This is a genomic window from Streptomyces sp. NPDC049813, assembly GCF_044465085.1.
Taxonomy (GTDB): Bacteria; Actinomycetota; Actinomycetes; order Streptomycetales; family Streptomycetaceae; genus Streptomyces.
This window is the reverse complement of sequence record NZ_JBITLI010000016.1, coordinates 116,489-125,608: the sequence shown is the minus strand read 5'-3', so window position 1 is coordinate 125,608 and position 9,120 is coordinate 116,489. Positions and strand designations below refer to the sequence as shown.

General features: G+C 71.1%; 11 protein-coding genes. 1 reads left to right on the top strand and 10 read right to left on the bottom strand.

Features of this window, described 5'->3' with window-relative positions:
• The first annotated feature begins 193 nt into the window (after window positions 1-193).
• Window positions 194-1,087: a 4-hydroxy-tetrahydrodipicolinate synthase gene (gene dapA / locus ACIBW6_RS28415; RefSeq protein ID WP_399064456.1), complete on the top strand. Its 894-nt coding sequence runs from the start codon at window positions 194-196 to the stop codon at window positions 1,085-1,087.
• Between the two features lie 59 nt (window positions 1,088-1,146).
• On the opposite strand, the gene dapD is transcribed toward dapA, so the two are convergent.
• The 10 genes from dapD to sufD form a co-directional block, all read right to left on the bottom strand.
• Window positions 1,147-2,136: a 2,3,4,5-tetrahydropyridine-2,6-dicarboxylate N-succinyltransferase gene (gene dapD, locus ACIBW6_RS28410; RefSeq protein ID WP_399064454.1), complete on the bottom strand. Its 990-nt coding sequence runs from the start codon at window positions 2,134-2,136 to the stop codon at window positions 1,147-1,149.
• A gap of 92 nt (window positions 2,137-2,228) precedes the next feature.
• Complete coding sequence (locus tag ACIBW6_RS28405; RefSeq protein WP_399064452.1) at window positions 2,229-2,765, bottom strand: TetR/AcrR family transcriptional regulator; 537 nt, start codon at window positions 2,763-2,765, stop codon at window positions 2,229-2,231.
• Window positions 2,765-3,085, bottom strand: coding sequence for a DMT family transporter (locus ACIBW6_RS28400; RefSeq protein ID WP_399064450.1), 321 nt, complete (start codon window positions 3,083-3,085; stop codon window positions 2,765-2,767). The genes ACIBW6_RS28405 and ACIBW6_RS28400 overlap by 1 nt, the downstream gene beginning before the upstream one ends.
• 46 nt (window positions 3,086-3,131) lie before the next feature.
• The gene (locus tag ACIBW6_RS28395) at window positions 3,132-4,544 is read right to left on the bottom strand and encodes a DUF3616 domain-containing protein (RefSeq protein ID WP_399064448.1); all 1,413 of its coding nucleotides are present in this window, start codon (window positions 4,542-4,544) and stop codon (window positions 3,132-3,134) included.
• Window positions 4,545-4,757: 213 nt separating this feature from the next.
• Window positions 4,758-5,096: a metal-sulfur cluster assembly factor gene (locus ACIBW6_RS28390; protein ID WP_324775488.1), complete on the bottom strand. Its 339-nt coding sequence runs from the start codon at window positions 5,094-5,096 to the stop codon at window positions 4,758-4,760.
• Window positions 5,093-5,551, bottom strand: a complete 459-nt coding sequence (gene sufU / locus ACIBW6_RS28385) for a Fe-S cluster assembly sulfur transfer protein SufU (RefSeq protein ID WP_399064446.1) — start codon at window positions 5,549-5,551, stop codon at window positions 5,093-5,095. The genes ACIBW6_RS28390 and sufU overlap by 4 nt, the downstream gene beginning before the upstream one ends.
• 19 nt (window positions 5,552-5,570) lie before the next feature.
• A complete protein-coding gene (locus ACIBW6_RS28380) occupies window positions 5,571-6,839 on the bottom strand; it encodes a cysteine desulfurase (protein ID WP_399064444.1) in 1,269 nt (422 codons plus the stop codon).
• The gene (gene sufC, locus ACIBW6_RS28375) at window positions 6,836-7,600 is read right to left on the bottom strand and encodes a Fe-S cluster assembly ATPase SufC (RefSeq protein ID WP_399064442.1); all 765 of its coding nucleotides are present in this window, start codon (window positions 7,598-7,600) and stop codon (window positions 6,836-6,838) included. Before sufC ends, ACIBW6_RS28380 begins: the two co-directional genes overlap by 4 nt.
• A 6-nt stretch (window positions 7,601-7,606) precedes the next feature.
• Entirely contained in the window at window positions 7,607-7,933 is a 327-nt protein-coding gene (locus ACIBW6_RS28370) for a non-heme iron oxygenase ferredoxin subunit (RefSeq protein WP_399064440.1), read from the bottom strand.
• Window positions 7,933-9,114 carry a Fe-S cluster assembly protein SufD gene (sufD, locus tag ACIBW6_RS28365; protein WP_399064438.1) on the bottom strand — a complete coding sequence of 394 codons (1,182 nt, stop codon included), beginning with the start codon at window positions 9,112-9,114 and terminating at the stop codon, window positions 7,933-7,935. Before sufD ends, ACIBW6_RS28370 begins: the two co-directional genes overlap by 1 nt.
• Window positions 9,115-9,120 lie beyond the last annotated feature (6 nt).

Below are 9,120 nucleotides of genomic sequence, written 5' to 3'. Positions count from 1 at the left end.
CACCCCCCCCCCCCCCCACCCCCACCCCCCCCCCCCCGCCCGGGGGGGGGGGGGGGGGGGGGGGGGGGGGGGGGGGGGGGGGGGGGGGGCCCCCCCCCCCCCCCCCCCCGCGCCTCACCTTTCAGCGTTGCTCCGCCCCACCCTGTAGCGGATTTACGTGGAGCCGCACGAGGGGGCGGCCGAGACTGCTGCCATGAGCGACACGAACTTCGGCCGCGCCCTGTGCGCCATGGTCACGCCCTTCACCGAGGCCGGCGCCCTCGACCTGGACGCCGCGCAGCAGCTGGCGGACCGGCTCGTCACCGAGGGCTGTGACGGACTGGTGCTGTCCGGCACCACCGGCGAGTCCCCCACCACGACGGACGCGGAGAAGGCGGCGCTGGTGCGGGCGGTGCGGGAGGCGGTCGACGGGCGGGCGTCCGTCCTGACCGGCGTCGGCACGTCCGACACCCGCCACTCGCTCGACCTGGCCCGTCAGGCCCGACGGGCGGGCGCGGACGGCCTGTTGGCGACCGCGCCCGCCTACAGCCGCCCGCCGCAGGACGCGATCGCGGCGCACCTGAGCGCGCTCGCGGACGCCACGGACCTGCCGGTGATGGTCTACGACATCCCCGCCCGCACCGGCGTCCGCATCGCACCGGACACGCTGCTGCGCCTGGCCGGGCACCCGCGCATCGTGGCGGTCAAGGATTGCGCGTACGACCTCCTGGGCACCCAGCAGGTCATGGCCGCGACGGACCTCGCGTACTACACGGGCTGCGACGAGTACGTCCTCGCGCTTCACGCGCTGGGTGGCGCCGGGTACGTCTCGACGGTGGCGAACGCGGTCCCCGGCGCGTTCCGGGCGATCATCGACGCGTACGACGCGGGCGACACGCGCCTGGCCGCCCGCCACCAGCAGCTCACGATCCCGCTCACGACGCTGATGATGTCCGCGGACCTCCCGGGCGCAGTCACGGCCAAGGCCCTCCTCACGGCCCTCTCCCTCCCCGGCGGCGGCCCGGTCCGCGCCCCGCTCCAGCCGGCCGACGAGCCGACGACGAACCGGCTCCGCGCGGCCCACGACGCGCTGGTGAGCGCGGCGTGAGCCACGCGGAACCCGTTCGGGGCGGGACGTGCACACGCGAGGGACGCGGCCGTCGATGATCAGTTGTGGCTGTGCAGGACCTCGTTCAGCCCGCCCCACACCGCGTTGTTCGGGCGGGCCTCGACCGTGCCGGTCACCGAGTTGCGGCGGAACAGGATGTTCGAGGCGCCGGAGAGTTCGCGGGCCTTGACGATCTGGCCGTCGGGCATCGTGACGCGGGTGCCGGCCGTGACGTAGAGGCCGGCCTCGACCACGCACTCGTCGCCGAGCGCGATGCCGACTCCCGCCTCGGCGCCGACGAGGCACCGCTCGCCGATGACGATGCGCACGTTGCCGCCGCCGGAGAGCGTGCCCATGGTGGACGCGCCGCCGCCGATGTCGGAGCCGTCGCCGACGACGACGCCCGCGGAGATGCGGCCCTCGACCATCGACGTGCCCAGCGTGCCCGCGTTGAAGTTCACGAAGCCCTCGTGCATGACCGTGGTGCCCGCGGCGAGGTGCGCGCCGAGGCGGACCCGGTCGGCGTCGGCGATGCGCACGCCCTTGGGGGCGACGTAGTCGGTCATGCGCGGGAACTTGTCGATGGACGTCACCTGGAGGTGCAGGCCCTCGGCGCGGGCGTTCAGGCGCACCGTCTCGACGTCGTCGACGGCGACCGGGCCGAGCGAGGTCCAGGCGACGTTGGCGAGGAGGCCGAAGAGGCCGTCCAGGTTCTGGCCGTGCGGCTGGACCAGGCGGTGCGAGAGCAGGTGCAGCCGCAGGTACGCGTCGTGCGCGTCCAGCGGCTTGTCGTCGAGGGAGCCGATGACCGTGCGCACGGCCACGACCTCGACACCGCGCCGGGCGTCGGGCCCGATCGCCTTGGCGGCGCCCGCGCCGAGCAGCTCCACGGCCCGCTCGGCGGAGAGCCGCTCGGAGCCGGCCGGGCCGGGCTCGGCCACCAGCTCGGGCGCGGGGAACCAGGTGTCGAGAACGGTGCCGTCGGTGGTGACGGTGGCAAGGCCTGCGGCGACGGCGCCGGTGGAACGAGTAGCAGTCGTGTCGGTCATGAGGGCAACCTAACCGGCCCGGGGTCACCGAGGCCAACCAGCCGCGACCCCGTCTCAGGTGGCGGGCCCCCGGGCCCCGGCCACGGGCGCCGCTACGGAATGAGCCGCGCCAGCATCTCCCGCGCGTACCCCGCGTCGTACTCCCCGTCCGTCAGCAGGACCTGGAGCGACATCCCGTCCATCAACGCCACCAGGGCCCGCGCGGTGACGGCGTCGGTGCGCCGGGCCAGGACCTCCGCGAGCCCCTGGCACCACTCGGCGGCGACGGGACGCAGCGCGGGTCGGCGCAGCGCGGCGAGGTACAGCTCGTACTCCAGCTCCACCCCCACCCGCTCGCCCGCCAGCCACTCGCCGAGCAGCCCGGCCAGCTCCCCCGCGAGGTCCAGGGCGGGGTCCTCGAACGCCCCGCGCGCCGCGACGACCTTGGCGAACCCCTCGTTGGCCTGCCGCAGCGCGGCCACCATCAGCTCGTCGAGCGTCGCGAAGTGGTACGTCGTCGAGCCCAGCGGCACATCGGCCGCGGCGGCGACGCTGCGGTGGCTGAGCCCGGCGAGGCCCTTCTCCCCCACGACCCGGATCGCCGCGTCGATGATCCGCTGGCGCCGCTCGGGGTCGTAGCGCCGCGGCATCAGTGGGCCCCGCCCAGGTTCAGCAGGACGACGCCGCCGATGACGCAGACGATCCCGGCGACCTTGGCGACGCTGAGCCCCTCGCCCAGGAAGACCATGCCGATCGCGGCGATGACGGCGGTGCCGGCGCCCGCCCAGATCGCGTACGCGGTCCCGATCTGGACGGTCTTCAGCGTCTGGGCGAGGAGCGCGAACGCGATCACGTACCCGGTGACGGTGATCAGCGAGGGCCAGAGCCTGCTGAAGCCCTCGCTGTACTTCATGGCCGTGGTGGCAGCCACCTCCGCGGCGATGGCGCCGGCGAGCAGCACGTATCCCATGCGTACGAGTGTACATATCGTTGCGTACGCCCGTACACAAGTCGGGCTACGGGAGGGTGAACCACGCCGCCCGGGCCTTCTTCCACTCGTCGTGGTCCAGGTCCTTGGCCTCGGTGCCGTCCCCGTACAGATCGGCGGAGCCGCTGTCGGTGATCAGCTGCACCCGCTGACCGGGCACGGACAGGTCCGGCACCGACACGACGGCCTCCCAGCCGCCCGGGTCCGTCGTCGGCAGGTCGACGGCCTTCACGGGAGCGTGCCCGGCGACGCCGTCCCACCGGTACAGGGCGTACGGGTCGGAGTTGTCGTCGGCCGCCCAGCTGCCCGCCACGATCAGGTACTGGTTCGCGGCGTTCTTGCGGATGTCGCGGATGGACAGGCCGCCCAGGTCCAGCTCGATGGGCGCGCCGAAGGCGGGCGCCGTGCCGTTCGCGACGACCTTGTCCATGTTGGTGACGGGCACGATGAGCGCCTTGCCGCCGTCCTTCGGCGGGACGAGCGGCGCACGGAAGCCGACGTACGCGGTCGTGGTGGAGCCGGGCGCGAACTCCAGGCCCTCGACGTTGAACCCGTCGACCTCCTTGGGTATCTCGCCGTCCTCGGTGGCGTGCGCGAACCCGTAGCGGTCGTCGTTGTCCTCGTCCCAGTCGACGAGCGCACCCCGCAACTTCTTGTAGGAGTGCGCGTAGGCGAGCTGGGTGGCGGCGCCGGAACCGCTGACCGTCGTCGTGAAGACGGTGTTGCGGTCGGCCTTGTACTCGCCGTCCTTGTTGTTGCCGAGCGAGCCCGTCCAGTAGATGAGGTTGCCGACGCGGGTGGCGCCCTCGATGTCGATCTCCTTGTCGGCGCCGACCTTGGACGACATGTCCCAGGTCCTGACCGGCGCGCCGGAGACCGCGCCGTTGTAGAGCCGCAGCACGTTCGACTCGTCGTCCGCCACGACGACGTAGCCACCGCCCACGTCGACGGCGGCGGAGGCGTCGGAGGAGCCGGTGAAGTAACGGGTGTCGGCGGCCTTCTGCACCGCCTTCGAGGCGGCGTAGTGCAGCTTGGTGGTCGCCGACGCCCCGCCGGAGCCGGTCACCTTCAGCGTCAGGTCGGTGTAGCCCTGGCCGCGGGCGGCGACGGAGACGGTGCGGGTCGCGCCGGTGCCGGTGACGGTCACGTCGGTGGTGCGGGCCACCGAGGTCTTGCTGCTGGCACTCGCGGTGACGGTGAGCGCCGAGGCGTCGGTGCCGCTCTGCGCGACCTTGACGGTGACGGTCGGGTCGGCGACCCCGCCGACGGCTCCGCTGAGGTACGCGGCCGAGAGCGAGATCGTCGGCGACGCGGAGGCGGCGGCACCCGCCGGGAGGCCGACGGCCAGGGTGAGCAGGCCACCGGTGGCGGCGGCGAGGGCCGCGCGGCGTATGCGGGTGCGGCTGCGCGGGGCGGGGTACGGCACGGGCTGCTCCTTCATCGACCTGATGTCGGAGGAAGGTTCCGCTCCGTGAACGTACGCCGGGTGTCGCTGCTGGATACAGCGGGCGAACAGCGCCGGTAGGGGCGCGGGGAACTGCGCGACCAGCCACGACGAAAGCCGCGGACGCGTCTGCTCATGTCTTGAGCAGATGCGTCCGCGGCTCGTCGTGGGCTGAGCGCGCAGTTCCCCGCGCCCCCGGGCCGCGCTGGATCAGACGTTGAACCCGAGCGCGCGCAGCTGCTCGCGACCCTCGTCCGTGATCTTGTCCGGGCCCCACGGCGGCATCCAGACCCAGTTGATCCGCAGCTCGTTGACGATGCCGTCGGTGGCGGACTTCGCCTGGTCCTCGATCACGTCGGTCAGCGGGCAGGCCGCGGACGTCAGCGTCATGTCGATCGTCGCGATGTTCGCGTCGTCGATGTGGATGCCGTAGATCAGGCCCAGGTTCACGACGTCGATGCCCAGCTCGGGGTCGACGACGTCGTACAGGGCCTCGCGGACCTCCTCCTCGGAGGCCGGCTTCATCTCCACTGCGGTGCTGTCACTCATGCGGTCTTCGCCTCCTCCGCGAAGGCTTGCGCCGTCGCGTCCTTCCACGCCATCCAGCTCAGGAGAGCGCACTTCACCCGGGCCGGGTACTTGGAGACCCCGGCGAACGCGACCGCGTCCTCCAGGATGTCCTCCATCGACTCGTCCGGCTCGATCCGGCCCTTGGACTGCATCAGCTCCAGGAACGTCTCCTGGACCGTCCGCGCGTCCGCCAGCTCCTTGCCGACCAGGAGGTCGTTCAGTACGGAGGCCGACGCCTGGCTGATCGAACAGCCCTGCCCCTCGTAGCTGATGTCCTCGATGGTCTCGCCGGCGTACTTCACGCGCAGCGTGATCTCGTCACCGCACGTCGGGTTGACGTGGTGTACCTCGGCGTCGCCGTCGCGCAGGCCCCGCCCGTGCGGATGCTTGTAGTGGTCCAGGATGACTTCCTGGTACATGGAATCCAGCTTCATCAGTCGACCGTCCTGCCCGCTACCCGAAGAAGTTCCGTACGTGCTCCAGGCCGTCGACCAGAGCGTCGATCTCGCCCGGCGTGGAGTACAGATAGAACGACGCCCGCGTCGTCGCAGGAATTCCGTACCTGAGGCAGACCGGCCGCGCGCAGTGGTGGCCGACCCGGACCGCGATGCCCTGCTCGTCGAGGACCTGGCCCACGTCGTGCGGGTGGATGTCGCCGAGCGTGAAGGAGATCGCGGCGCCGCGCTCCTCGGCCGTCGTCGGGCCGATGATGCGCAGGTCGGGGACGTCCTGGAACCGCTTCACGGCGTACTCGGTGAGCGCCTGCTCGTGCCGCAGGACGTTCTCCATGCCGATCGCGCTGAGGTAGTCGATCGCCGCGCCCAGGCCGATGGCCTGCGAGATCGGCGGTGTGCCGGCCTCGAACTTGTGCGGCGCGGGAGCGTACGTCGACGAGTGCATCGACACGGTCTCGATCATCTCGCCGCCGCCGAGGAACGGCGGCAGGTCCTCCAGGAGTTCCTGCCGGCCCCAGAGCACGCCGATGCCGGTCGGGCCGCACATCTTGTGGCCGGTGAAGGCCACGAAGTCGGCCTGGAGCGCCTGCACGTCCAGCGGCATGTGCGGCGCGGCCTGCGAGGCGTCGACGAGGACGAGCGCGCCCACCTCCTGGGCGCGGCGCACGATGGCCTCGACCGGGTTGTGGGTGCCGAGGATGTTCGACACCAGCACGAAGGAGACGATCTTCGTCTTCTCCGTGATGACCTCGTTGATGTTCGACAGGTCGAGGCGGCCGTCGTCGGTCAGGCCGAACCACTTCAGCTTCGCGCCGGTGCGCTGCGAGAGCAGCTGCCACGGCACGATGTTGGAGTGGTGCTCCATCTCCGTGATGACGATCTCGGTCTCGTGGTCGACCTTGTACGGCTCGTCGGCCCAGCCCAGCATGTTCGCGACGAGGTTGAGCGACTCCGAGGCGTTCTTCGTGAAGATGACCTCGTCGCGGCTGGGCGCGTTGATGAACGCGGCGACCTTGTCGCGGGCGCCCTCGTACAGCGCCGTGGCCTCCTCGGCGAGGACGTGCACGCCTCGGTGGACGTTCGCGTTGTGCTGCTCGTAGTACTCGTTGAGCACGTCGAGCACCTGGCGCGGCGTCTGCGAGGTCGCCGCGTTGTCCAGGTACACGAGCTTCTTGCCGTCGTGGATCGTGCGATCCAGGATCGGGAAGTCCTTGCGGATCGCCTCGGTGTCGAGGAGGCCGGAGAGCCCCTGGTGGGCCACTGTCACGCGGATGCGCCACCCTTCGTGTACTTCTCGTAGCCTTCGGCCTCGAGGGTGTCGGCGAGCTCGGGACCACCGGACTCGACGATCTTGCCCGCCGAGAAGACGTGCACGAAGTCCGGCTTGATGTAGCGCAGGATGCGCGTGTAGTGCGTGATCAGCAGGGTGCCGACCTCGCCGGTCTCGCGGACGCGGTTGACGCCGTCCGAGACCTGGCGCAGCGCGTCGACGTCGAGGCCGGAGTCGGTCTCGTCGAGGATCGCGATCTTCGGCTTGAGGAGCTCCATCTGGAGGATCTCGTGGCGCTTCTTCTCACCGCCGGAGAAGCCCTCGTTCACGTTGCGCTCGGCGAAGGCGGGGTCCATCTGGAGCGTCTCCATCGCACCCTTGACCTCCTTCACCCAGGTACGCAGCTTGGGAGCCTCGCCGCGGATCGCGGTCGCCGAGGAGCGCAGGAAGTTGGAGACCGAGACGCCGGGGACCTCGACCGGGTACTGCATGGCGAGGAACATGCCGGCGCGGGCGCGCTCGTCGACGGACATCTCCAGGACGTCCTCGCCGTCGAGGGTGACGGTGCCCTGCGTGATCGTGTACTTGGGGTGACCCGCGATGGAGTAGGCGAGGGTCGACTTGCCGGAGCCGTTCGGGCCCATGATGGCGTGCGTCTCGCCCTGCTTCACGGTGAGGTCGACGCCCTTGAGGATCTCCTTCGTGGCGTTGTCGGCCTCGACGGTGACGTGCAGGTCTCGGATTTCAAGCGTTGCCATGGTGCCTCAGGACTCCTGGGAGAGGGAGACGAGCACATCGTCCCCTTCGATCTTTACGGGGTATACGGGGACGGGGCGCGTCGCGGGCAGTCCGGACGGTTTGCCGGTGCGCAGGTCGAAGGCGGAGCCGTGCAGCCAGCACTCGATCTGGCAGTCCTCCACCTCGCCCTCGGAGAGCGACACGTTCGCGTGCGAGCAGATGTCGTTGATCGCGAACACCTCGCCCTCGGTCCGGACGACCGAGACCGGCGTGCCGTCGAGCTCCACCCGCTTGGGGGTGGAGTCCTCCAGCTCGCTCAGCCCGCAGGCGCGCAGGAACGTCGGGTCAGTCATCAGACCGACGCCTCCAGCTCGGTGGCGATCTTGTCGAGCAGGCGCTCCTCGATGTCCGGGACGCCGATCTGCTGGACCAGCTCGGCGAAGAAGCCGCGCACGACGAGGCGGCGCGCCTCGTCGGCGGGGATGCCGCGGGCCATCAGGTAGAAGAGCTGCTCGTCATCGAAGCGGCCGGTGGCGGAGGCGTGACCGGCGCCGACGATCTCGCCGGTCTCGATCTCCAGGTTCGGCACGGAGTCGACGCGGGCACCGTCGGTCAGAACCAGGTTCCGGTTCATCTCGTAGGTGTCCGTGCCCTCGGCGGCGGCCTCGATGAGGACGTCGCCGATCCAGACGGCGTGCGCGTCGTCGCCCTGGAGCGCGCCCTTGTAGACGACGTTCGACTTGCAGTGCGGGGTGTTGTGGTCGACCAGGAGGCGGTGCTCCTGGTGCTGGCCCGCGTCGGTGAAGTAGAGGCCGAACAGCTCGGCCTCGCCGCCCGTGGCCGCGTACGAGACGCGCGGGTGCAGGCGGACCACGTCACCGCCGAAGGTGACGACGACGGACTTGAAGGAGGCGTCGCGGCCGACCAGCGCGTTGTGCTGGGCGACGTGGACGGCCTTGTCGTCCCAGTCCTGGACCGAGACGACGGTCAGCTTGGCGCCGTCGCCGAGCAGGTAGTCGACGTTGGCGGCGAGCACCGCGTCGCCGGTGTGGTCGAGGATGACGACGGCCTCGGCGAAGGCGCCCAGCTCGATGACCTGGTGGCCGTAGGCCACCCCGCCCTCGCCGTGCACGCGGACGCGGATCGGCTCGGAGAGCACCGTCTCCTTGGGCACGGAGACGACGGACGCCTGCTCGAACGAGGAGTAGGCCTGCGCGGCGACGCGGTCGACGGGCTTGCCCGCCTTGCCGACGCGCGCGTCGTCCCGGCCGACGGCCGTCACGGTGACGCCGGCCGGCGCCTCCACGTCGACCTTGACGCCGGAGCCGGTGGCCACGGCGGTGCCGTCGTGCAGGCCGCGCAGCCGCTCCAGCGGCGTGAACCGCCACTCCTCCTCACGGCCGTGCGGGACCGGGAAGGCCTCGACGTCGTAGGAGGGGGGCGCGCTCATGCGCGTGGCGACGGTCGACTCGGCGGCCACCGCGATGGTTCCGGCAGTGGTGGAACCACCGGGGATGTTCTGAGCCTCAGCCATGGCTGT

What these genes read in the sequence shown, in the direction of transcription:
- sufU (WP_399064446.1), bottom strand. Translation starts at nt 5,551, where the DNA reads ATGAAGCTGGATTCCATGTACCAGGAAGTCATCCTGGACCACTACAAG.
- ACIBW6_RS28390 (WP_324775488.1), bottom strand. Translation starts at nt 5,096, where the DNA reads ATGAGTGACAGCACCGCAGTGGAGATGAAGCCGGCCTCCGAGGAGGAG.
- ACIBW6_RS28370 (WP_399064440.1), bottom strand. Translation starts at nt 7,933, where the DNA reads ATGACTGACCCGACGTTCCTGCGCGCCTGCGGGCTGAGCGAGCTGGAG.
- ACIBW6_RS28395 (WP_399064448.1), bottom strand. Translation starts at nt 4,544, where the DNA reads ATGAAGGAGCAGCCCGTGCCGTACCCCGCCCCGCGCAGCCGCACCCGC.
- sufC (WP_399064442.1), bottom strand. Translation starts at nt 7,600, where the DNA reads ATGGCAACGCTTGAAATCCGAGACCTGCACGTCACCGTCGAGGCCGAC.
- ACIBW6_RS28405 (WP_399064452.1), bottom strand. Translation starts at nt 2,765, where the DNA reads ATGCCGCGGCGCTACGACCCCGAGCGGCGCCAGCGGATCATCGACGCG.
- ACIBW6_RS28400 (WP_399064450.1), bottom strand. Translation starts at nt 3,085, where the DNA reads ATGGGATACGTGCTGCTCGCCGGCGCCATCGCCGCGGAGGTGGCTGCC.
- dapA (WP_399064456.1), top strand. Translation starts at nt 194, where the DNA reads ATGAGCGACACGAACTTCGGCCGCGCCCTGTGCGCCATGGTCACGCCC.
- dapD (WP_399064454.1), bottom strand. Translation starts at nt 2,136, where the DNA reads ATGACCGACACGACTGCTACTCGTTCCACCGGCGCCGTCGCCGCAGGC.
- sufD (WP_399064438.1), bottom strand. Translation starts at nt 9,114, where the DNA reads ATGGCTGAGGCTCAGAACATCCCCGGTGGTTCCACCACTGCCGGAACC.